Annotated in this window: 17 protein-coding genes and 3 pseudogenes; 18 read left to right on the top strand and 2 right to left on the bottom strand. The window is 38.6% G+C overall.

Annotation, left to right across the window (positions count from 1 at the left end):
* Positions 1 to 206 precede the first annotated feature (206 nt).
* From NNJ73_RS00865 to edd, 15 genes and pseudogenes are all read left to right on the top strand, one after another.
* Positions 207 to 653 carry a phage tail protein gene (locus NNJ73_RS00865; protein ID WP_254492294.1) on the top strand — a complete coding sequence of 149 codons (447 nt, stop codon included), beginning with the start codon at positions 207 to 209 and terminating at the stop codon, positions 651 to 653.
* On the top strand, positions 650 to 904 hold the full coding sequence (locus NNJ73_RS00860) for a tail protein X (RefSeq protein ID WP_254492293.1): 255 nt from the start codon (positions 650 to 652) through the stop codon (positions 902 to 904). The genes NNJ73_RS00865 and NNJ73_RS00860 overlap by 4 nt, the downstream gene beginning before the upstream one ends.
* Positions 904 to 1,884, top strand: a pseudogene (locus NNJ73_RS00855) (phage late control D family protein). The gene NNJ73_RS00860 and the pseudogene NNJ73_RS00855 overlap by 1 nt, the downstream one beginning before the upstream one ends.
* On the top strand, positions 1,881 to 3,371 hold the full coding sequence (locus NNJ73_RS00850) for a replicative DNA helicase (protein ID WP_254492292.1): 1,491 nt from the start codon (positions 1,881 to 1,883) through the stop codon (positions 3,369 to 3,371). Before NNJ73_RS00855 ends, NNJ73_RS00850 begins: the two are co-directional and overlap by 4 nt.
* A 779-nt stretch (positions 3,372 to 4,150) precedes the next feature.
* Positions 4,151 to 4,560: pseudogene (locus tag NNJ73_RS00840) on the top strand (hypothetical protein).
* A gap of 323 nt (positions 4,561 to 4,883) precedes the next feature.
* The gene (locus NNJ73_RS00835; protein WP_254492290.1) at positions 4,884 to 5,888 is read left to right on the top strand and encodes an MFS transporter; all 1,005 of its coding nucleotides are present in this window, start codon (positions 4,884 to 4,886) and stop codon (positions 5,886 to 5,888) included.
* Between the two features lie 711 nt (positions 5,889 to 6,599).
* On the top strand, positions 6,600 to 6,815 hold the full coding sequence (locus tag NNJ73_RS00830) for a hypothetical protein (protein WP_254492289.1): 216 nt from the start codon (positions 6,600 to 6,602) through the stop codon (positions 6,813 to 6,815).
* 302 nt (positions 6,816 to 7,117) lie between these two features.
* Positions 7,118 to 7,633: pseudogene (locus NNJ73_RS10065) on the top strand (class I SAM-dependent methyltransferase); the annotation flags it as partial.
* Positions 7,590 to 7,730, top strand: coding sequence for a hypothetical protein (locus tag NNJ73_RS00825; protein WP_254492288.1), 141 nt, complete (start codon positions 7,590 to 7,592; stop codon positions 7,728 to 7,730). The pseudogene NNJ73_RS10065 and the gene NNJ73_RS00825, both read left to right, overlap by 44 nt.
* 12 nt (positions 7,731 to 7,742) lie before the next feature.
* A complete protein-coding gene (locus tag NNJ73_RS00820) occupies positions 7,743 to 9,359 on the top strand; it encodes a GNAT family N-acetyltransferase (protein WP_371923242.1) in 1,617 nt (538 codons plus the stop codon).
* A gap of 654 nt (positions 9,360 to 10,013) precedes the next feature.
* On the top strand, positions 10,014 to 11,441 hold the full coding sequence (locus tag NNJ73_RS00815; protein WP_254492286.1) for a glutamine synthetase family protein: 1,428 nt from the start codon (positions 10,014 to 10,016) through the stop codon (positions 11,439 to 11,441).
* A gap of 11 nt (positions 11,442 to 11,452) precedes the next feature.
* The gene (locus NNJ73_RS00810; protein WP_254492285.1) at positions 11,453 to 12,736 is read left to right on the top strand and encodes an FAD-binding oxidoreductase; all 1,284 of its coding nucleotides are present in this window, start codon (positions 11,453 to 11,455) and stop codon (positions 12,734 to 12,736) included.
* Positions 12,737 to 12,856: 120 nt separating this feature from the next.
* Positions 12,857 to 14,329, top strand: coding sequence for a glucose-6-phosphate dehydrogenase (gene zwf, locus NNJ73_RS00805; protein ID WP_254492284.1), 1,473 nt, complete (start codon positions 12,857 to 12,859; stop codon positions 14,327 to 14,329).
* Between the two features lie 17 nt (positions 14,330 to 14,346).
* A complete protein-coding gene (gene pgl / locus NNJ73_RS00800) occupies positions 14,347 to 15,099 on the top strand; it encodes a 6-phosphogluconolactonase (protein WP_005773994.1) in 753 nt (250 codons plus the stop codon).
* 58 nt (positions 15,100 to 15,157) lie between these two features.
* Positions 15,158 to 16,981 carry a phosphogluconate dehydratase gene (gene edd, locus NNJ73_RS00795; RefSeq protein WP_254492283.1) on the top strand — a complete coding sequence of 608 codons (1,824 nt, stop codon included), beginning with the start codon at positions 15,158 to 15,160 and terminating at the stop codon, positions 16,979 to 16,981.
* 65 nt (positions 16,982 to 17,046) lie between these two features.
* Here the strand turns inward: edd and folD are convergent, their stop codons facing one another.
* Positions 17,047 to 17,946 carry a bifunctional methylenetetrahydrofolate dehydrogenase/methenyltetrahydrofolate cyclohydrolase FolD gene (folD, locus tag NNJ73_RS00790; RefSeq protein ID WP_254492282.1) on the bottom strand — a complete coding sequence of 300 codons (900 nt, stop codon included), beginning with the start codon at positions 17,944 to 17,946 and terminating at the stop codon, positions 17,047 to 17,049.
* 320 nt (positions 17,947 to 18,266) lie between these two features.
* On the opposite strand from folD, the gene NNJ73_RS00785 reads away from it, so the two are divergent.
* Positions 18,267 to 20,147, top strand: coding sequence for an AsmA family protein (locus NNJ73_RS00785; protein WP_254492281.1), 1,881 nt, complete (start codon positions 18,267 to 18,269; stop codon positions 20,145 to 20,147).
* A 319-nt stretch (positions 20,148 to 20,466) separates the two neighbouring features.
* Here NNJ73_RS00785 and NNJ73_RS00780 read toward each other — a convergent pair whose 3' ends face one another.
* The gene (locus NNJ73_RS00780) at positions 20,467 to 20,610 is read right to left on the bottom strand and encodes a hypothetical protein (RefSeq protein ID WP_254492280.1); all 144 of its coding nucleotides are present in this window, start codon (positions 20,608 to 20,610) and stop codon (positions 20,467 to 20,469) included.
* A 233-nt stretch (positions 20,611 to 20,843) separates the two neighbouring features.
* On the opposite strand from NNJ73_RS00780, the gene NNJ73_RS00775 reads away from it, so the two are divergent.
* Positions 20,844 to 21,587, top strand: a complete 744-nt coding sequence (locus NNJ73_RS00775; protein ID WP_254492279.1) for a 16S rRNA (uracil(1498)-N(3))-methyltransferase — start codon at positions 20,844 to 20,846, stop codon at positions 21,585 to 21,587.
* Between the two features lie 68 nt (positions 21,588 to 21,655).
* Positions 21,656 to 23,029, top strand: coding sequence for a glutamate--cysteine ligase (locus NNJ73_RS00770; protein WP_254492278.1), 1,374 nt, complete (start codon positions 21,656 to 21,658; stop codon positions 23,027 to 23,029).
* The last annotated feature ends 1,574 nt before the right edge of the window (positions 23,030 to 24,603 follow it).

Here is a 24,603-nt window from a genome sequence, read left to right as displayed (position 1 = left end):
TATTTAAGTTTAATTTATAATGTATTTTTTAGTATAGTTAAAAATACTTTTTCGTATTTAGTGCAATATTATAAGGCACGGAGAATTTCCTCATGATATTTTATTAATGGTCAGATGTGCTTTGATGCCAATATTCATGGGTATATTAAAACAAGAGAGGAATGGCAGGACAGAATAATACGAGAAACAGAATAAGGGGAGGGAGTATGCAAGATCCTTTGCTGATGTTGGGACCGCATCAATTTTATGTGGACTGGTTGAACTTCCAATCTTTTGAGGAAGAGTTTTCTGCCTCATGGGTTTGCTTAGAGCGTTTTGGTGGGGCCCCTGGTTTGCAATTTACCGGTTATGGCAATGATCCCAAAACCATCCACGGGGTATTATTTCCAGAAGAATTTGGTGATCGTGTAGCCATTGATGCCATCACCACAACGATCAAAAGAGCAAAGCCGGTCCAGATGCTTCGTTGGATCAATGATACCACCTATAGTGTCCTTCTCCATGGACCCGTGGTGATCACCAGTATCACGAAAGACCACGACTTTATCAGTCGCTCCGGTCAATCCCAGCGTATCCGCTATTCCATCAGTCTCTTACCCTTTTTTAATGGCGGAAAACCGCAAGGACAATATCAGGTGGGGCAAACTCTATGAAGATACCAGAAAAGCGTGTTGTTGTAGAGCTGGAGGATATGAGTCTCGATCTCCTCTGCTTTCAACATGCCATGGCTGTGTTAGGAGACAGATCGCAAGTTGGGGCACTAAACGGCTATTTAGAAGCCACATTGGAAGCCAATCCAGAGATTGCCAAATATGGTCCAATTTTACCGCGAGGCTTAACGGTCATTCTGCCTGAATTTGCACTTCACAATCCCCAAAGTATGGTGAAACGGTTATGGGATTAATGCGCACACACCCTTTTATTGTGGTTAAGGTGGGAGACAAACCTGTTCATGAGGTTTTTTACCAGCGTCTTTTAACCGCAACTATCACAGATCATGCCGGTAATGAAGCCGATACATTTGAAGCAGAGTTTGATGATAGCGGCAATGATTTATAGATTCCCTCCAGTAACAGTGCGCTCCATGTCACCTTTGGTTATGAGGACAGCATCCGTGCCTTTATGGGGCGTTTTGTTGTGGAATCGGTGATCAGTTGTGGGGGCAGTGATGGAGAGATTTTGCGCCTTTGTGGCAAAAGCGCTTCCATGCGTGCGGAGATCAAAGAACAGGTGAGCGAACATTTTGACCACAAAACCATTGCTGAGATTGTTGAGAGCCTTGCCAAACGTCATGGTTATCAAGCAAAGGTCAGTCCACAATTTACCAAACAAACCTTGCCTTATGCGATTCGTACCGATCAATCGGCGATTGATTTTTTAACCCGCCTTGCTGATCGGATGCAGGCACGTTTTTTGATCAAAGACAATAAGTTTTTATTTTTAAGCGGCGATAACTTACCAGCACTCGACATCCATAAACACGACTGTTCCAACTGGGAATTTACCCTCGAGCCACGCACCCAATATGGCATCATTGAAGCTGCTTATTTTGATCGCTCACAAGGGCAGCAATGCCAAGTCAAGCATCAGACAGGTTTTAGCGGTCCTGTGCGTCGTCTGCGTGGTTGTTACACTTGTAAAGAAGAAGCACAAGCTGCTGCTGCATCAGAATCAGACAGGCTGTGTCGTGCTGTGGGCAGTGGTTCTTTGACCCTTGCGGGACGCCCCGAAGTCATGGCCGATCAACCCCTTCTCCTCCAAGGATTTCGTATGCAAATCAATGGACCATGGAAAGCCGCAACCGTGACTCACCGCTATGAAAAGCAAAGCGGCTATACCACAGAAATAACCCTAGAAGCGCCAAATCAAGGAAAAGAGGCATGAGAAAATTAAACGTGTTAGAAATAGAAAACCCAAGAGATACTTTTGCCCCTTCTTTTCGGCAACTTCCCCATAATATTGAAGCAGAACAAGCGTTGCTCGGGGCCATCATGATCAATAATGATGCTCTTGAGAGCGTTTCTGATTTTCTCAAACCAGAACATTTTTTTGAAGCCTTCCATCAAAGGCTTTTTGATATCATCTTACAAATTGTTCAAAAGGGAAAAGTTGCAGACCCCATTACCATGAAGCCCTTTATTGCAAATGATGAGAAAATTGGAGATATCACTGTATACCAGTATGTTGTTCGTTTAGCCAAAGAAGCTGTCACAATCATCAATACTCAAGATTATGGACAGGTTATTTATGATCTGTTTATTCGGCGTTCTTTAATTAACCTTGGCACTCAAATTGTGAATAGTTCTTTTGATTCTCCTCTAGAACTTACCCCTTCGCAACAAATTGAAGCGATTGAAAATCAGTTGTTTGCATTGGCAGAGAAAGGCAAATATGGAGGGGGTTTTGAAAACTTTGATAGAGCTATTGTAAAAGCCATTAACATGGCAAGTGCTGCAAAACAGCGTTCCTCACAGCTCTCTGGCATGGCAACCCATATTAAAACTCTTGATGAAAAAATGGGCGGGTTGCAACCATCTGATTTGATTATCCTAGCAGGGCGCCCTGGGATGGGTAAAACGTCCCTTGCAACCAATATTGCCTTTAATATTGCCAATGCTTGCAAGAATCATGATGATAGCCAAGCCAGTGAAGGGGGGATTGTCGGTTTCTTCTCCCTTGAAATGTCAACAGAACAGCTTGCAACCCGTATTATCTCAGAACAAACAAAGGTTTCTTCTTCTGATATTCGACGGGGTAATCTTTCTGATGATCAATTTACCAATATCATTCATGCTATGCGTTCCCTTCAAACCATTCCTCTTTATATCGATCAAACGGGAGCTGTATCTCTTGCACAACTAGCCGCGCGTGCAAGGCGTCTTAAACGACAACATGGTCTAGATGTTTTGATCATTGATTATATTCAATTGATGACAAGCGGTTCAAAGCGTTCTTCTGAAAACCGCGTTCAAGAGATTACGGTCATTACTATGGGTCTTAAAGCGCTTGCAAAGGAACTCAATATTCCCATCATTGCGCTTTCGCAATTATCGCGACAAGTTGAAAATAGAACAGATAAACGTCCACAACTCTCCGATTTACGTGAATCAGGTTCAATCGAGCAAGATGCCGATATTGTGTTGTTTGTTTATCGTGAAGAATATTATCTCAACAATGAAAAACAAAAAGAAGGCAGTGTTGAATATCACAAATGGAAAGAAGCAATGGAGCAAGTTAAGGGCAAAGCTGAGGTTATCATAGCCAAGCAACGCCATGGACCAACAGGAATCATCCCTTTGGCTTTCCAATCTGACTTTACATGCTTTAGTGACCTAACGGATAACGACAACTTTCCAGAAATATCCGCTTGAGCTCAAAATAATGATCCGATGATTGAGAAGCAAAATTCCATAGATTCTCACAAAAAATGACGAATCTTAAAACACCCTTTGAAAGGTCTGTGAAGACCCTTTGAGAACCCCTTAAAAATCATGTGAAACAAAATAAATTGGTACAAAACCTGGTGTCAAAATATACAAAACCTGCTGACAAGCTACAGTATGCTTTATGAATATGCATTGCAATGTCAAGTTTCTTTGGTTGATGTTTTTGCGTTTGAGGATGAAGGTTGTAGAGCGTTAGCAGCGAAGATGCACGGGTTTGCTGCGAGCAGCTTATTGCTGAAATGTATAGATTTTTAAATACTAAGGGTAGAAAATATGATAAAAAATGATAGAAAATACGGTTAGTTAGTCGTTGGTGGTATAAGAATGTTGGCTCACTTGTGTTTGGTTATTAGGGTTGGATGATGTGAGTATCGCAGTACGTTTTCGTTTTCATCAATCCGAAATTGAGTTATTTCAGACAAAGACTAAATATGTATTTTGAGATTGTTATTATGATAAGTCATAGGTGCAATTTTTAAAAGGAATACCCTATGGATGGGTTTGGATACAGTATTTCATAGGCGAATTCGCTTACACATGTATTTTCGTGTAGATTGATTGAGTAGCTGGCCTTATTATTGAAGCCGCTGCATGTTTTTTGGCTCTCAAGCAGATGATAAAATAATCGCTGAATGTGCGCAGCGTAATAAAGTTGATTCCACATCTGTAAAATGAGGACATAAAAGGCGATCATATAGCCGGCAGTGGTCAACGAGAAAAGTGTTTATGATCATGTGATTTGTGAGAGCCGTATTGAGAAAGAGTTTGTGCAAAACCTCGATAATGCCCTTGATGTAAGATTATTTTTTAATTGCCAAGAAGTTTTAAAATAAAAACTCCCATTGGTTCTTATACACCTGATTGGACGGTATTTTTAGAGTGTGATGGCAAACAAAAGCTTTATTTTGTGCTGGAGACAAAAGGGGCAGACAGCCAGTTTAATTTGTGCCTTAAAGAAATGCTGAAGATTAAATGCGGCAAAGCGCATTTTTATGCACTGCAAACGAGCGTTGCTTTTAATGACCAGCCAGTGAAAAATTGGCGTGAATATAAGCGTACTTTATCCGCAGGGGCGCATAAGTTTCCAAGCATTGTGGTGGTTGTTGCAGAATGATTGGTGTATGAAATATTTAACGTGGGTGTGGGCGAAGAGCAAAGCTTTTTATATCAAGATAATAAGTTGACAAAAGCTAGCTATAATAATGTACACCTCATATTAAATTTAATTGTTTTCATTTAATACAGAAGGTAAAGTTATGAAAACTAAAGAGATATATAAACCACTGAAAAAAATTAAGCGGCTTGGTGTTGCTACGTTCAAAGTCCGAGCAAGTGAGTAGAAAATGGTTGCTCGAGGCGCTCTTTTGAATTGAGGTTTTAAAATATATAAAACTGCTTGCAAAAAAGCTGCCAGCTTTACAGCTTTTGGACATATTAATGACGATAGATTATGAAGTTAAAAAGTTGCTGTATGGCTGTGCGGCAATGAGCGGGGTTCGGCTGATTACGGGTTCCTTCCATGCCTTTTTTCTATTGTCTATGGGCATTAGTATAACACAGCTCGCTTTATTGCAAATTGTGTTTAGCGTGGCTATTTGTATTTTTGAAGTGCTTTGTGGGATTTTAGGAGATAAAATCGGCGTTAAACAAAATGTTATCTTATCATGTTTCTTTTTTTCGCTCTTCTTCTTTTTATGTACCTACGCGCCTAATCTTTCTGTCTTAATTCTGGCAGAAATTATTTATGCTTTAGCCTTTGCTTTATGTTCTGGCGCTGATAGCGCATGGATTAAAGGCTTAATCGACGGCAGTGGTTATAAGGGTAGTTTGATCTACCACCAAACAAACGCCTATAAGCGGGAACTGATAGCATTCATGAATATGGTTGCTGGTGCACTAGGTGTTCTTATTGTTTTGTGTATGGATAATTATCAGTCGGCATATTATTTTTGTTCTTTCGGGTTTCTCGTGCTGGTATTCTGGTTTAGTCGGGTGACGGGGATAGGGATTGCATCCGTTTGGAGTCGTCAGCCAAGAGACTTGGGTTCTTTGTTGCATGCAACAGAAGCTTTTACTTATTTAATTACCTCAAAAATCGGGTTATATTATATAGTGATATGTGGTTTTATTGTTGCTGCATTGCAGCTAGTATTTCATTTTTGGCAACCTTTTATTTTAGGGCAAACAGGCGTATTAGACAATGCAACAGGAAAGACTAAAATTCTTATTCTTGGCCTGTGTTTTGTGTCTTATAGTTTTGTCAAGTACTTATTTAATCGCTTTGTCATTAAATATCTTATGCAAAAATATGCTCCTATGGCGATAACTTTGTGCTCGCTAATTTTGAGTGCTGTTGTTATGCTTGCTCTGCTTCTTGTTGCAAACAGTTGGGCCCCCATTATTTTATTCACCATATTTCACAGTTTTTTTCTGTCCCTGTAACACAGTTTGAAGCAGAATTTTTTAAACATATTCAACAAAAGAATGCGAATACGGTTTTATCCATTGTTAGTTTTCTTGCGCGTATTTTTGGTATTTTAGCGCTTGTGCTGATTGGTTGGTTGGCGAGTAATGTTTGTATAGAAGCAGCTTTTTCATTTTCCTTGCTTTGTATATGTTTCGTTATCCCGCTAAATTGGGCCTGGCTTTGTACTGATAAAAAGTTAATAAAAGACGAGGAGGTTTGAGGGTGAAGATACAGTTGAAGAGTGCCTTGCCTATGACTTACATAAAGACACAGGAAAAAATAGTGTGTGGGTCATCTTATATGGATTTCGTCGAAATTGATAGCTGTCCATCGTTTTTAGGAGAGATGCTTACCGATTTGAATGTGCCAAATGGTTGTGCTGCTATTAACCAGAAATATCGGAGCGAACATATCAAGAGGTTTATGATATTGATGTTTTGCTAATAGAGTGGGCGCATATTAGATTTTGCAAAAAAAATGCAAGCTTCTTTGGAGTGCGTGGAGGAAATCCTCAATAAAGCGCATGTTAATTTTACTATTGATGGTATTAAATATTTAAAACTAGCTGGCTAAAACTATAGCGTGCAAGAATGTTTTGCAAGTAGCAAACTTTTGGCGAATTTAGAACGGACCGCTGTGACGAGTGAGAAAAGTGTGTATGATCATGTGGTTTATTAAGAGTAATATTGAAAAAGAATTTGTGCAAAATCAATGATAATGCTCCCGAAGTAAAATTATTTTTTAAATTGCCAAGGAGCTTTAAAATTGTGCCGCTCATAGGACCTTACACGCCTGATTTGGCGGTGTTTTTAGAGCGCGAGGGAGAACAAAAGCTTTACTTTGCGCTGGAGATCCGTTTTAAAGAAATCCCTATAAGGAGGAAATTATATGATGGAGCTTAGTGATACATTTGCGAAGTTTGAAGACGTTTGTTCGATGAGTTATCCTGATTTTGTGGCGCTGATGAAACAGGATAATACGCTGCCCAGTGGTAATTATACTGTTGATTATTGGATCGCATGCTAGCATTCACCGCGAGTCTGTGTTGTTGGATCTTGCCTGCTCTACTGGTTACAGTTCGCGTTATTGTTTTGAAAAAAACTATATCTTCTGCAGAGGATATTGATATATCTGAAGTAGCAATCATTATTGCCCGTGAGTCGGCAGCTAAGCTTGCAGAGGATGATCTTTACGCTATCAAGTTCCTGATGTCTGTAGCCTTCCTTTTTATGCAGAAACGTTTACTCATGTACTTGGTGGATGTAATTTTGCATTTATTCAAGCAAGGGAACAAGCGCTGTCTGAGGTTAGTCGTGTTTTGAAAGTAGAAGGTGTTCTTTGTACTTCAAATTTTTACGATAGAAGGATGTCTAGCGATAAAATTATTACTGACATTTATAGCGCCATAGGGTTCAAACTTAATTCTGCTTGGACGCTGCATTATTGGCGTGACTTTTTTGGCAAAGCAGGATTGGAACAGGATCGAGAAAAAATTATGAATTATCGTCCCGATCCTATGATGAGCTTAAAGAAAATCTTCGTAGATATATTAGAATTGAAAATAAGGTCACTTGTCAGCTTGAGGAAAATATGCAGGATGCATTTTATGAGCGATATTTTGCTATCCGTGTTTCTCTTAATGCTCAACGAGATTATCAGGGAGTTACGATACAGTTATGGCGCAAAAAATAATAGCTCAAAATATCATCACGGCAGCTAAACGACTGCGTGGACGCCAGCCTTATGGCGACGAGCCGTTTTTTATATTCGATGTTGATTCTGCACTGAAATGGGTTTTGCATTTGCAAGCGATCTGACAGCAATATTTTCTGAACGCAGTTATCACTGTTTCGGTTAAATCATGCTCGTTAGGTTTGCTGTTGCGACTAATCGCTGAGCATGGACTCAGTGCAGAAGTATGTTCGGCAGATGAGCTTCAGCTAGCTTTAAAGGCTGGTTTTACTGGCGATAGGATTATATTGGATGGATCTTATAAATCTCTCAACGATCTTTTTCAAGGGATTGCTGAAAATGCACTGATTCATGTCGACAGTCCGCACGAACTCAAGTCCATAATTGATCTAGTTTCTGGTACTGATCGCGTAGTAGGTCTGGGTTTAAGATTGTCGTATTTTTACAAAGATAGCCAGCGTTCTCGTTTTGGAGTGACAGTGGAAGAATTTGAGGAAGAAATCGTTCCTTTACTGCAATCTTGCAAGAATGTTTATCTTAAGGGCTTTCATCTTCATATCGGTTCGAATCTGGAAAGTCCGGCACGAGTTATTGAGAACTTGCGTGATTGGCTTCCCTTCCTTTTAAAAAATATGCCTAAGGGAGGGTATCTTGATATGGGGAGCGGATTTCCAGCAGACTCCTTCTCAGAAGATGCTGAAGTTACGGTTACGAAATCACGGGAGTTTTTCCAAGGAATTTTTAATGTTTTATCTGAACAAGACCCCACTTTACCTGCTAGATGGAAATTGGTTTTTGAGCCTAGTAGGTATATCAGCGAAGATCATTGTTATGCTGTAGGGAGAACTGTGAGTATTAAAAAGCGCGGTAAGGTTGATATCATACAGACAAATCTTGACATTAACTGGATACCTTCTTGGCGTGTTTGGCATCATTCGCTTGTACCGTTAGAAGAGAAAAAAAGCGCTTGTGGTAAACATGATCAGATATTAGCAGGTTTTAACTGTTTTGAAAATGATTACCTTTTTCCCAAGGCAGATTATGGTTTGGGCAAAGATCAGTTGTTTATTATTCGCGGTTGCGGTTCTTATGATTTACAAACTGCTAATGAATGGACGCGTCTTAAACCTCCCATATACGCTTTATACAAAAAAGAAATTGTAACAGCTAGGCTTGCAGAAAATGCCTTACCAGCTGGGCGAGTGGATTTATTGCATGCAGAGGAAGCTATTAGTGTGGATAAAAATATCCAACTCGCACCTGCATCCTCGAGATATGCTTCCGAACTTTTTAATATCATAGATCGTAATAGAAAGGAATTCAATCAATATATGGCTTGGCCACGTTATGTTATGAATGAACATGATGAAGCTATTTTTCTTGACATTTGCTTTTTGCAACATCAGAAGAATGAGGGAAAAACATATGCTATTTTGTTTGATGAAGTTCCAGTGGGGTTACTTTTTTTCAATAGGATTGATAGTGGTAATAAGACCGCTTATATCGGCTATTGGCTTGATTTAAAACTTCAAGGAAAAGGGATTATCACTAAGTCTGTGAAAGCTTTGATGCAGTCTTATTTGAAGTCTGGCAAAATAAAAAGATTTGTCATAAAATGCTCAGTAGACAATCAGAGAAGCAACGCAGTAGCGCAGTGCTGTGGCTTTGAGCTTGAAGGCAGATTGAGAAAATCTGAATTGTTGAACGGGGTTTTTCATGATCAGAATATTTATAGCTTTATAATGTGTGATTAGCTAAAAAAATTATTTCTTGATATACTGCGTGGGTTTGTACCGATGAGGTAAATTATCTGTGCTAAATAAGATTCAGCCACGCAGATAAGAAGTCATATGTGCAACGCATCTGGAGAGGGGAAAAAAATTATTGAGAGGGCTAGTGCTCTAAATCAAGCTAGATTTGTTAGCAGAATAGGAAATTCGTCTTTCGTTCAGCTGCCCACGAATGCTGACTGCTTCTAGTTGTTTCAAGCGTTTATCGGAGTTGCGGTAAGGCGTAGTTAATGAGACGTTGGGTATTTTGCTGTATAGATTGAGGTGGCAGAAGGGGCGGTGTGCGGATCGCTTCTTTGTGGTCATTAAGAGTAGAGATGTAATAATTACGTTGAGTATCCATATGAGATTTTATACGATTATTGCTTGCCAGAATGGCTTTAGAGCTTTTATTTTTTATTAACAGAACGTTAGCGCGCGATGTATCGCGTGCAGTACCAATTTTGCACTATAATTGATAGGATAGCTTATTGAGTGTAAGGTTCTCTTACCTTGATGAATTTTGTAGCAGTCTTTAAAAATATTCGTTGATAAGTTTTTTTCGTGTCATTCATACATGGCTGATATAAGTCTGATATAATAAGAATAGGACTTGATTATTTTTAAAGTTGATATGTTATGGCTGTGAAGAATGGTAAACAAATAAAAAGTAAGGGTTCTAAGCCTGTCGCTCATTTCCTTAAAAATTTAAGGGGTGTAAAAAATTGGGAACAAGTTTTACAATGGCTGGCTTTTCGTAAGGTAGAGGATATTGAGTGTATCACGCCTGATCAAGCAGGGGTGCCGCGTGGCAAGATGATGCTTTCTAAAAAATTTACATCGGAAACATCATTAGCATTGCCTTCAGCGGTTTTTATGACAACAATTTCAGGAGATTATCCTGAAGATGGTCATGGCTTTGAATATCCTAAAACCGATGGTGATCTGCGTCTTGAGCCTGATTTGTCTACGCTAAGCATTGTGCCATGGGAAGATGCTCCCACAGCACAGGTGATTTGTGATCTTGTATATCAAAGTGGACAGGTTGTCGCTTATACACCACGAAATGTTTTGCGAAAAGTAGTCAATTTTTATACGCAAATGGATCTAAAGCCGGTTGTTTCACCAGAAATTGAGTTTTATTTAGTAGAAAAAAATCCTGATCCTGATTATCCTTTAGTTCCTCCAGTTGGTCGTTCTGGACGTTCAATTGGTGGGGGACAGGGCTATTCGATTGCCGGTGTGAACGAGTTTGATGAGTTCATTGATGATATTTATCATTTTTCGGAAGCACAAGGATTGGAGATTGATACACTTATTCACGAAGAGGGGGCAGGTCAGTTTGAAATCAATTTACGCCATGGTGATCCAATTGAATTGGCTGATCAAGTTTTTATGTTCAAACGCACAATTCGTGAAGCAGCACTGAAACATAATATGTATGCAACTTTTATGGCCAAGCCCATTCAAGGGCAGCCGGGTTCTGCGATGCATATTCACCAATCAGTCGTTAATAAGAAGACAGGTATGAATATTTTTACGCATGAAGATGATGGAGAAAGTATTTGTTTTCGCCATTTTATTGGTGGATTGCAAAAACATATGCCAGGGGTTCTTGTAATGCTCGCGCCTTATGTGAATTCTTATCGACGTCTTGTTCCTGATAATTCGGCCCCTGTTAATTTGCGGTGGGGATATGACAATCGTACCACAGCTTTTCGTGTTCCTCGTTCTGCTCCACAGGCACGACGTGTTGAGAATAGACTTCCTTCGTCAGATGCAAATCCTTATTTAGCTCTTGCAGCTTCTTTAGCGTGCGGTCTTATTGGTTTACAACAGAAAATTGAACCCGATGAGCCAACGACAAATAATGTGAATGCTGATAACATTGAGTTACCGCGTGGACTCATTGAGGCTGTCAATTTGTTTGAACAAGATACAGAAATACGCGCTATTTTAGGAGATGTGTTTGTCAGTACTTATGCTGCAATTAAACGACAAGAATTTGAAACTTTTATGGAAGTGATTAGCCCGTGGGAGCGTGAATATCTCTTGCTTAATGTTTGAGGTTTATCACGATGATTGGCTCTAATTCGATTTCTCCAGGCATTTCGTGGTATGAAGATACTTTAAAAGAGCGCCCCTCTTATCCTTCTTTTTGTGAAGATAGACGGTGTGATGTGGTCATTATTGGGGGTGGATTGACAGGCCTTTCAGCTGCTTATCATTTAGCGAACGCTGGAGTGGATGTTGTTTTATTTGAAGCATCACGTTTGGGGGATGGTGCTTCAGGCCGAAATGGTGGGCAACTGGGAACGGGGCAACGGCAATGGGTCGAAACGTTAGAGAAAAAATATGGTTTTGAGCGCAGTAAAGTGCTATTTGATTTAGCGGAAGAAGCTAAAAGAGATATTTTATCTTTATGTGCAATGCCTGATTTTCAATGCGATTTTATGGTAGGGCAGCTTTCTGTGACCCATAAAAGGCGTGAGCTTTTCTCTTATCAACGGCATATTGAGACGATGCAGCGTTATGGCTATCACGCGCTTACTTTTATGGATAGGGCTGAAACATCTAGGCGACTTGGATCGTCTTTTTATTGTGGTGGTATTTATGATGCGGATACCGGCCATATAAATCCCTTAAAATTGATTGTTGGGTTGGCAAAAAGAGCTAAAGATGCTGGTGCTAAGCTTTATGAGAAGACACAAGTAACAACCGTGAAGAGCAAGGGAACTCATTGGAACGTAATAACAGAAAAAGGGAGTATAACAGCAGAGCATGTTTTACTCGCAACGAACGGGTATAAACTTGGTTTGCAGCATTTTGTTCAGAAAAATATTGTTTCTATTCGCTCCTATATTGGAGCAACGGAACCATTACCAAAGAACAGTTCAATTCTCATGAGGGGTGAATCGGTTGATGATTCCCGTTTTATGGTTCGTTATTTTCGCAAAAGCATCGATAATCGTCTCTTATTTGGTGGTGTAGAAAGTTACAATAATAAGAATCCTATAAATTTAGATGTACGTATAAAACGGCAAATTGCTGAAATTTATCCTCAATTATACTCTGTTAATTTGACCCATCGTTGGGGGGCAACCGTTGCCATCACGGTTGAACGTATGCCTTATGTTCGCCAACTTTTCTCAAAGATGACTTATTGTGGCGGTTATTCAGGGCATGGCGTTATACTTGCTCCTTTTATGGGAAAATTATACGCAGAATGGTTGACTGGGAATTATGAACGTTTTGCCCATTTTCAGAACTTAAAGATTTCATCCTTTCCGGGAGGAAGCATTTTGCGTTATCCACTTATATTTTTAGCAATGCGTTGGTTTTCTTTAATGGATCGTCTTTAACACAAACATTGATTGAAATGTAGAAAATTAATGGCTTATTTAGGTTCTGTCTGCTTTAATGATAAAAGCTTTTATAAGTAATATAGGATTGAATAATCAAATAGAAAAATAAATAAGTCCATGGTAAGTAAAATTATTCCAGTTTCTCCCTTTGATTGTATTGTTTTTGGTGGTAACGGTGACTTAGCAGCACGCAAACTTATGCCTGCTCTCTATCATTGTCAGTGTGTTGGGCAATTTAATGAGCCCACGCGTATTATTGGGGTTGCACGTTCTGCATGGAATAATGAAGAGTATCAAAATTTTGTTCGTGCGTCTTTAGAAACACATATTCATCCAAAAGATCTCAATTCAACTGAACTCCATCGTTTTCTTGCACGTTTAACTTACATTTCTGTTGATGTTTCCTCAAACCGAGGATGGCAAGATCTTGCGCTGGTATTGTCACAAGATTCAGCGGATATTCAAGCTTTTTATTTGGCTGTTGGTTCTTCGCTTTTTGCTGATATTGCGATGAAGTTGGGGAAAAGCAATTTGGTAACACCACAAACACGAATTATCATTGAAAAACCTATCGGTCGTGATGTAAAAACAGCTGTTTCGCTTAACGATGCATTTGCAAGTGTTTTTAATGAGGATCAAATCTTTCGCATTGATCATTATCTTGGCAAGGAAACTGTTCAAAATTTGATGGCATTACGGTTTGTGAATACACTTTATGAGCCGTTATGGAATTCTAATTATATTGATCATGTTCAGATAACTGTTGCTGAATCTTTAGGTTTGGAAGGGCGTGCAGAATATTATGAGAGTGCAGGTGCGCTACGCGATATGGTGCAAAATCATATGTTGCAATTGCTCTGTTTGGTGGCGATGGAAGTACCATTTACGAATAGAGCCAATGCTGTGCGTGATGAAAAATTGAAAGTTTTGCATTCTTTAACACCTCTTGAGATTCATAATGTAGAACAACATACTGTGCGTGGGCAGTATGTTGCTGGTACATTGAATGGTGTTCGTGTGGGATCTTATCTTGAAGACTTGGGAAGAGAAAGTGAGAGCGAAACATTTGTAGCGTTGAAGGTTAAGATTAATAATTGGCGTTGGGCAGATACACCTTTTTATTTGCGAACTGGTAAGCGTATGTTCACGCGAATGTCTGAAATTGTGGTTGTTTTCAAATCCATTCCATATAATATTTTTAATGTAGATTCGGATGAGATTTTTTCTAATCGGCTTGTTATTCGTCTCCAGCCTGATGAAGGTGTCAAACAATGGTTGATGATTAAGGATCCGGGTCCTGGTGGTATGCGATTTCGTCATATCCCCTTGGATATGAGTTTTGCCTCTGCATTTTCTCAACGTAATCCTGATGCTTATGAACGCTTATTGATGGATGTTATTCGCGGAGATCAAACACTCTTTATGCGTCGTGACGAAGTTGAAGCGGCTTGGCGTTGGATTGATCCTATTATTGAGGGGTGGCAAGCAATAAAGCAGCCTATTTATGAATATAGTGCGGGTTCATGGGGACCGACTGCTTCAACAGTTTTGATGGAACGTGATAGACGTATATGGAACAATTTAGTTTAGAGCAATAAGCAGTAAGTATGCATGGAATGAATATTGACCGTTTAAATTTTGAAACACCTACGACTCTTGCTTTAGCATTGGCTGACCGTGTAGCTGCAGAGCTTAGTATAGCTGTTCTGGAGCGCAAACGCGCAATTTTAGCAGTTTCTGGTGGAAAAACACCAGAATTGTTTTTTCATTATTTATCAAAGGCTGACATTGACTGGCAAAATATTATCATCACTTTGGTTGATGAGCGTTTTGTACCAGCTCACCATGAGCGTTCAAATGAACATATGGTACAGCGTTATTTGTTACAAAATTTTGCTGCAAAAGCGCGTTTTGTAGGACTTTATCATAAGGCACGCACCGTTGAACTTGCGGCTTTTTCAGCAGCAAGTCGTGTTAACACTTTGCCTAAACCCTTTGATGTTATTGTTTTAGGAATGGGGATTGATGGACATACGGCTTCCTTTTTTCCTGATGCTGATCGTTTAAAGCAAGCCCTTGATCTTCGAACACAAGCACTTGTTTTACCACTTCATGCCAAGAGTGCTTTTGAGCCAAGACTCTCACTAACTTTGCCAGTTATTATGCAATCGCGTTGTATTATTCTCCATTTTGAAGGTTTTCAGAAACGCGATTGTTTTGAAGAAGCTTGTCAAGATGGATCTGAAATAGAGATGCCGATTCGGGCAATTTTGCGTAATTCCCCTCATCTTGTGCAGGTTTATTGGTCACCTGCAGAAAATGAAATAAGTGAATCAGAACATGAGAGACAAGAGGAATAGAAACGCAATCTCTTTTTAATGAATAAGGGAGAGAAACAATGAAAGGGGGGAAGTAAATATGGCACTTTCCAAGATAATTGCCACAGTTACACGAAGGATTTATGAACGCTCTCTACCTACACGAGAAATTTATTTAGAGCGCATCGCGAACGCACAAAGCCATCGACCCAAGCGGAGTTTTTTGGGATGCGCTAATCAGGCTCATGATTTTGCTGCTTGTGGAGCAATAGACAAAGAGCGTTTGAAGGGAAATATCGTTGGAAATATTGGTATTATCACGGCATATAACGATATACTTTCAGCACATCAACCTTTTGAAAAGTTTCCTCATTTAATTAAAGAAGCAGCTCGTATGGTTGGTGGTGTTGCGCAGGTAGCAGGAGGTGTTCCTGCGATGTGTGATGGTGTTACGCAGGGGAATGCGGGGATGGAGCTTTCCCTTTTTTCGCGTGAAGTGATTGCAATGGCGACAGCGATAAGCTTATCACACGATGTCTTTGATGCAGCATTGTATCTTGGGGTGTGTGATAAAATCGTCCCCGGTTTATTGATCGGTGCACTAACATTTGGTCACTTACCAGGAATTTTTATACCTGCTGGTCCTATGACAACGGGTCAAGGGAATGATGAAAAAGCAAAAATACGTCAACTTTACGCGGAAAATAAAATAGATCGCCAAACCTTGTTGGAATCAGAAGCTCGTTCTTATCATGGACCAGGAACATGTACATTTTACGGGACTGCTAACTCAAATCAGGTGATACTGGAGATGATGGGGCTACATATGCCGGGAGCTTCTTTTGTCAATGCAAATACACCGTTGCGTGATGCTCTAACAAAAGAAGCGACAAAGCGTGTACTTGAAATGACAGATCTTGGTGATCATTATAGACCACTTGGTATGATCATCGATGAGCGTTCTTTTGTGAATGCCATTGTAGGATTAAATGCAACAGGAGGTTCTACCAATCATACGATACATTTGATGGCTATAGCTGCGGCTTGCGGTATTCAATTGACGTGGCGTGATATTGCAGAAATTTCATGCCATGTACCTCTTTTAGCACGAATTTATCCGAATGGTTTGGCTGATATCAATCATTTTCATGCAGCAGGGGGAATAGGATTTATTATTCGTGAGCTTATTGAGGCCGGTTTAGTACATGAAGATGTTTCTACAGTTTTTGGTAAAGATCTCAATGCTTATGCCATTGAAGCAAAGCTTTCTGCTGATGGTTGTGTGGTGCGTGAACCGGCTCTCAAGGAGAGTGGTGATCATAAGGTGTTAGCAGGGTGGAAAAAGCCATTTCAGCCTGACGGTGGTCTTCGTGTTTTATCGGGAGATTTGGGAACAGCTATTATAAAAGTTTCATCTGTAAAACCAGAATATTGGCAGATTAAAGCACCAGTCCTTGTCTTTAATGATCAAGAGGAGCTCCAAAAATCTTTTCAATCTGGAGCGTTGCATGATAAAGATTTTATCGCTGTTATTCGCTACCAAGGACCAAAAGCCAATGGGATGCCAGAGCTTCATAAATTAACCACTATTTTAGGTGTTTTACAAGATCGCGGTCAAAGGATAGCATTGATAACGGATGGCCGTATGTCCGGAGCATCAGGAAAAATTCCCGCTGCCATCCATGTGACACCAGAAGCTTTGGATAATGGTCCCATTGCGCGGTTGCAAGATGGTGACATTGTTTTCCTCGATGTTCATGGGGGTAAATTAACTCTTTTAGAGGATTTAGCAAAATTTAACGCGCGAACAGTTACACCTCCTGATCTTTCAAAAAATGAACAGGGCGTTGGACGCGAACTCTTTCGTGTTTTCCGTCAATCAGTTAATCGCGCAGATCAAGGGGCATCTGTTTTTATGACATGAGAAATGCAAAAAGAAACAAAGTGAACCATGCGCAATGAAGTCATGTACAATGATTGTTAAAATTTTTAGAATTTTGGTATAGGAAGATTGTGTAATCGGGCAGTGGTTTTGAGTGTATTAACCATAAGCATAGCAATTGTCATGGGGCCAACACCTCCTGGAACAGGGGTAATTGCAGCAGCTTTTTCTTTTACATTTTCAAAATCGACATCCCCAACAAGACGCGTTTTTCCTACACCTTTTTCTGGTTCGGCAATGCGGTTAATACCAACATCAATAACAATAGCACCATTTTTCACCCAGTCTTTTTTAATCATTTGTGGGCGGCCTACAGCCGCTACGAGAATATCGGCGCTCCGACATACATCATCAAGGTCACGGGTACGGCTATGGGCAATTGTCACAGTAGCATTGGCTGCTGTTAAAAGAGCAGCCATAGGTTTTCCAACAATATTAGAGCGTCCAACAACAACAGCATCCAGTCCAGATAAATCGCGCCCACAGTGTTGTTCAATCATCATCATAGCACCAGCTGGTGTACAGGGAATAATAGCATCGTCAAGTGCATTTGCTGCGAGTTTTCCTACATTGACATAATGAAAGCCATCAACATCTTTTTGAAAAGCAACGGCTTGTGTTATGCGGTTTGTATTGATGTGGGCGGGAAGAGGTAGCTGTACCAAAATACCATGAATTTTTGGATCAGAATTTAATGTTGCAATAAGTTGAAGAAGCTCTTTTTCTTGCGTTTCTTTGGAAATGACATGTTTAATTGAAAGAAACCCACATTCTTCAGCTTTTTTGTTTTTTGAGGAGACATAGACTTGACTTGCAGGATCGTCCCCAACGATAATGACAGCGATACTAGGTTGTATATTATAGTTATTGCGGAGTTTTGTGGTTTCAGCCTTAACTTTTACAATAATCTCTTCAGCAAGTTTTTTTCCGTCAATAATATTATTCATGAGAGAGATCCTTTCGGTAAGGCTGTTTGTTTTCTTGTAAAGCATTTTCTAATAATACGATAGAGTTTTATAGCAATATTCATAGGGGAACAGTAAGAATGGTTTGATAATGTTGTGGATTTATAGTTTTAGAAGACATTTAAATAATTGCTTTATGAAGAAGCAACAATATTGCTGTTTAAATAAACTTTGGATAAAGAACAAAAATAATGAAAATACAAAATGGATATGGTGAATTATAGGGGGTATAAGAAGTCTTTTAACGATTATTTAAGTTTGTTTTTAATCTGTTACTAGGGGAATATGTGTAGAGGGATATTGTGCGCATCAGAATAATAAAATTTTTGAGCGGAATTTTTATTACAATTATCTTTTTATTTGGGGTGGGGATTCTCGTTTTACCGTATCTTATCTCTACGGATATGATTCGTGTTCGTTTAGCGCAAGAGTTGAGTGCATGGACGGGGTATAAGGTGCAATTGCGCGATCCACCGCGGTTGAATCTTTTTCCTTATCCTAAAGCGTGGCTTTCCGGTGTTACTTTATCATCAAAAATGGATGATGTTGCGCCGCTCATGGAAGCTGAATCCATAGAAGTTGATCTTTCTGTCGTCGACCTTCTTTGGGGGCGTGTTTCTTTTTCAGAAACGCGGATTATGCGTCCTCAATTTGTTATGAAAAAGCCCGTTAAAACAATGGCAGATTTTTTTGATCGATTTTCTCGCTCACAAGGTACTTTAGGGTTAGCCATACGCAAAGCACGTGAAATATTAAAACACAACCCTGATCATCCAGAGATAGAACATCTTTTAAAACAACCTTTTGGGCGGGTTGTCATTGAAAATGGTTCTCTTGTATATCATGATAGTCTTTCAGGAATAGCAGAAAAAATAACAGGATTAAATGCGACTTTAGATTGGCCAGAATCGACTAAGGAAGTACGGTTGCGTGTAGATGCTCGTTGGCGTGGAGAATTTACAAAATTGTCAATTGATGCTTCTCAAGCATTGTTGCTTTTGGCAGGAGGAAAAAGCCAGATTAAGGCAAGCCTCAATTCTGTACGTGGGGGAATAACTTTTACAGGACAGGCTAGGTTATCTGAATATTATATTTTTGACGGAAAGGTGTCGATGCGTTCTCCGGGATGGAATCAGACATTGTCTTGGATTGGAGAGAATCAGTTTTGGGGATATAGATTAAAGGCCCCTATTGTATGGGAATCTCATTTTTTAGCGCGGCCCATGCATATCCAAATGAACAATGTTGCATTTACGGTGGGGAAAGCCAATGCACGTGGGGCTTTGGAACTTGATTTTCAAGATTATGTACCAAATATCATGGGCTCTTTAGCATTTGATAATCTAGACCTTAATCTTTTGTGTTCAATGTTTTTTCGGGTTAAAAAGGAAAATTCATTCTTTGATATGGCGCCTTTTGATCGTATTGGGGTGGATATACGACTTTCTGCACCACAAGCCAAAATAGAAAATATTTCACTTACAAATTTAGCTGCTGCAATACAAATAAAAAAGGGGCATGGGATTTTTGATCTTGGACATGCAAATATTTGGGGTGGATCCGTTCAAAGTACTATTGAAGTTATGCCTACTGGGCAGAAAATACGTATTGGAGGAAATATTTCAGGGGCTTCCATTGATACGCAGGAGGTTTTAGAAGCCTTAGGATTTATTCCATTTGTACAGAGCAAAGCAAATTTTACTGCAACGATACAAACACTTGCGGGTTCTTGGATGGAAGTTTTTACAAAAATGCAGGGTGGATTAACACTAAAGATGTCTTCTGGGCGGCTCTTAGGGTATGATTTGAATGAATTACAAACACAACTTTCAAGCAAACAACAATTTCTTTTAACCAATAATGATTCTCTCTCCACAAGTTTTGATCACTGGGATATTCAGACAAGCTTTTCAGCAGCTGTGATGAAAGTGACAGAGTCATTGATGTGTACAGCAGACTTGAGTTTATCCATACAGGGGGCTGTTACAACTGCTCTTGCTCAAGGACAGCAGAATGAACTGATATTACACGCACAATTGCGCAAAAATCATAGATCAGAAACTTTATGTAAAGATGTCCAATGTCTTGCTAACAGCCTTGCATGGCCTTTTACATTCTCTCTGAGCTCTAAAGGACAAGATCATGGTAATTTTTTGGTTACAAAAGATATTGACACAGATTGAGCATTGTTTTTCATCTGCATAACACTCTATTCTATAATAATAATTCGTCTCTTTGCAATTTAAAGTCGTTTTTAAATTTAAATAAGAGATTTCAAGATCATAAGATTCTCTTACTTTCTATTCGTGATGAGACTAAGAATCTTCCTCTTTGTCACATAAATGCAGTTGTTATGTAGATAAACAATTTAAGAGAGGAATAAAAAACACCTTTTTATGTAATCTTTCAAATACAGGAGAGTCATAATATGCGTGCAGATCTTAGAAAATTGCTACAAAATATTTTGTTGCCTTAAAATGTTCAGGGCATATCAGCCAGCACTTATTGAATCTGAGAAGAAATACCATATCCATCTTGGGTCACTGCATGCTTTCCATCTGCTCCAACAGAACCAATACCCACTGTAATCAAAATAAAGGCTAAGAGGGTTGTAATCGTAATAATTGTAGCTTTTTTAGCAGACATATCTTTCCTCCACTGATGCATGAATGACTGAATGCAGAGATGAATGGTGTATTATTTAAACTTGTATGAAAGCAGAATCACTTAACGATCTATTGGTTCCTATCATTATCTCATAAAGTTAAAAAAACTCTATAATTCTTTAATATATTATAGTTCTATAGATATATTTTTTTCTTTTTGTTATATCTTTTTCTTCATTTCTTGATGACGATAGTAAGCATTGGCAAGATTTTATGCGCATAAACTATAAACTTAAAAGATTATTTATCCGACAGACATTGGCTTTGAATGAAGAAATAAAGATAGAAGGAGCACAAGCTTCTTATCTTGTGCATGTTTTGCGGATGAAAGAAGGAGCAGAAATTCTACTTTTTAATGGACAGGATGGTGAATGGCTTGCTAAACTTATTATTGTTAAAAAAAAATTTGTTTTAGTTCAGCTTATTCATCAAGAAAGATTACAAACGACGCATTCTAATCTTATTTATTGCTTTGCTCCACTCAAAAACGCGCGGTTGGATTATATGGTGCAGAAAGCTGTTGAAATGGGGGTATCGGTTTTGCAGCCTGTTATAACGCATCATACACAGGTTACGCGTATCAATATGGCGCGTATGAAAGCCAATGTTATTGAAGCTTCTGAACAATGTGGTATCTTATCCCTCCCTGAATGCGTATCGGCTCTATCGTTAGCAGAGCTTTTAGCACGTTGGGATGAGACGCAGCCTTTGTTCTTTTGTGATGAAGAGCATCAATCGCATAATCCATTATCTTCTTTTAAAAAGCGTGATGTTACAACACCTGGTGTTCTCATTGGACCAGAAGGTGGATTTAGTGAAGAAGAGCGGAGCTTTTTAAAAAAACATCCTTTTGTGGTTTCAATATCATTAGGTCCACGCATTTTACGCGCTGATACTGCAGCTGTTGCTGCTTTGGCTCTTTTTAATGCTACCGTGGGGGATTGGTCGATGGATTGAGATATCTGTAAAATCATTCTAAACAATTCATTTAAGATAATAATACTAATGATAGGATGCAATAAGTTATGGCGCTTGATGTAATGGATGAAAGTGAAGTTTATAACTTAGATTCCTTGGTTAGCTATTTCCAAGGGGGGTATAAAGCAGAAGAAGATTGGCGTATTGGTACAGAACATGAAAAATTTCCGTTTTATAGAGATGGTTTTCGTCCTGTCCCTTATGACGGTGAGAGGGGAATTCGAGCGCTTTTAGAGGGGATGCAAAGCGCTTTAGGATGGAAACCTATTTTAGATGAAGGGAATATTATTGGGCTTGTAGGGTCAGTTGATCAGGGGGCTATTTCTTTGGAACCTGGGGGACAGTTTGAATTATCTGGGGCACCATTAAAAACAGTAGGTCAGACGTATCATGAGTTAATGGAACATTTAACGCTTCTCAAGAAAATTGCAGAACCATTGGGTATTGGTTTTTTGGGGATGGGAGCGAGCCCAAAGTGGACGTTAGCAGAAACGCCGAAAATGCCTAAATCACGTTATCAGATTATGACTGATTATATGCCGAAAGTCGGGCATAATGGTCTTAATATGATGTATCGCACATCAACAGTTCAAGTTAATCTTGATTTTTCATCTGAAAGTGATATGCGGCGAAAAATGCAAGTATCCATGAAGTTACAGTCTGTTGCGACTGCATTATTTGCAAGTTCACCTTTTACAGAAGGACGCCCAAATGGCTTTTTGTCATGGCGTTCTGAAATTTGGCGTGATACGGATAATCACAGGACAGGTGTTCTTCCCTTTATATTTTCTGAGCATTTTGGTTTTGCCGATTACGTTGAATGGGCCCTTGATGTTCCCATGTATTTTGTTGTACGTGATGGTCGTTATTATGATTGTACACATATAACGTTTCGTCAGTTTATGAATGGAGCATTAAGAGGACACGTTGCAAATTCAATTCCAAACATGGGAGATTGGATTAATCACTTATCAACGTTATTTCCTGAAGTTCGCTTAAAAAGGTTTTTAGAAATGAGAGGTGCTGATTGCGGTTCTTGGAAGCGCATCTGTGCATTGTCGGCTTTTTGGGTTGGGCTTCTTTATGATAGAGAGGCGCTTAACGATGCAGAGGATTTGACTAAAGATTGGTGTTTTGAAGAAGTTTTAGATATGCGTCAGCGCGTTCCCAAAGAAGGGTTTAAAACCCCTTTTCGTCAAACCATTCTTCTAGAATTAGCCCGTCAAGCTATTGCTATTGCACGCAAGGGCTTAAAAAATCGCAAACAGTATGATGCAAATGGTTTTGATGAAACAAATTTTCTTAATCCTTTAGAAGAGGTTGTGGCAACAGGGCAAACAGATGCTGAAAAACTTTTGTCTCATTACTCTTCTATTTGGAATGAGTCTGTAGAACCTATATTTTTAGAATGTGCCTATTAAATTTAAAGCAAAGACACTTTGCGTTCTTTTAGAACTGTATATCATCGGAGTAGTTCATTTATTCATTTGTTTTAGAGAAAATATCCCCGTTTTTTCAACATTGCTCATAAGGGATGCAATACAAAGATCTCGAGCATACTGAAAATTGCTACGATAACGATATTTCCATAACCTCTATATTATATCGTTGTACTAGAGATGATTTGATCTATTTAGCTTATTACTCTTATGAAGAGGAGTAGAAAATAATTTTATTACTTTTAAATAAAGGATAAAAATATTATTTATATTCAATACGTATAAAAATACGAAGTGTTTTATTCTGTAGAGTAAAAATACAAAACCTTAGTTTGTTATGCTGGTAAGTCACAAACACTTCTTTTATTATTTAACAGACCTGCATACATATTGGGATTCCTTACTTAAAAATAGTAAAGCATCCACAAAAAACGAGTAGCTTTGGGTAATACTTTAAAATATCTAATTATGAAGATTCACGTGCTGTTCTATTCGATATTTCTAAAACGATCCCTTATCTTATTCTGTAGATATGACGGGTTCCATCTTACTCTGAAATATTTTTATATATTCTTTTGCTATTTCTTCTTTTTCGCGATACCCTGGACTTTTACAGTTTTTATTGAGATATGACTGATAAAGTTCATCATACAGATTCAGATCGTTCACCTTCGTATATCCAAGTGATATTAATACAGCAAACAAAAGTATCAATAGAGAAGATAAAATAATAAATGTTATGGTACGTTTCATGAGTGATTTAACTCCTTATCTTTGATAAATAGACCGATATTGAATACGGCTATTATGACGGTTGATATCACTTAGTTTGGTCATATCGATAAGATATAGGGTATTTTTGTTGGCATTGTGTTTTAGGTTGTGTTAAATAACTCTGTGCATTATTAGTTGTATTGCCGTTCAATAGGTATTATGGTTTTTAAAGCCTTCACATTTGCGATTTTTTGTTATTGAGAGGGCATATTTTTATGCCTATAAGAAAATTTCGAAAAACAAAAAAGCTTCTTCTCCAAAAGCTTTCATTGAGAGTAAAGAAAGAATGTCTTACAGGTATTTTCAATAAATAAATTATATTTGAAGGTGTGATAAAAGCTTTTGAGAGTGCTGTCCGTAAAATTGGCAAGAGGAGCTTGATAGTTTATTTTTCAGAAAATTCATGAATGTTCGTTTGTTAATGAATCATTTTTAAAGAAAGCTTTTCTTAATTCAGAAGGCAAAAGAGAGTGATAAGGACTTTGATAGAGTAAGCTAGGTTAGAATTATTCAATATTAAAATGTAATGAAGGGTTTATATTGTTCTTTTTAAACTATCTTATAAGCTCATCAATTTTAAAGAGTAGAGAAATAAATTTCTTTATTTTCTTTAAACAGTTATTCGTAGATAAAAAATTCTCTTTTAGTCTATAAATTAAAAAAATAATGAATTTTTAAAAGCCTTGTAAACTTTATACTTTAATTTTAAATATTATGTATTGATTTTGAATGATATATTATTCATTATCAATTATAAAAATAGTGGATATAGACTGGGCATA

The sequence above is a fragment of the Bartonella sp. B1099 genome (genome assembly GCF_944801835.1).
Taxonomy (GTDB): Bacteria; Pseudomonadota; Alphaproteobacteria; order Rhizobiales; family Rhizobiaceae; genus Bartonella.
The sequence above is the reverse complement of the archived record's forward strand: the minus strand, read 5'-3'. Positions and strand labels throughout refer to the sequence as shown.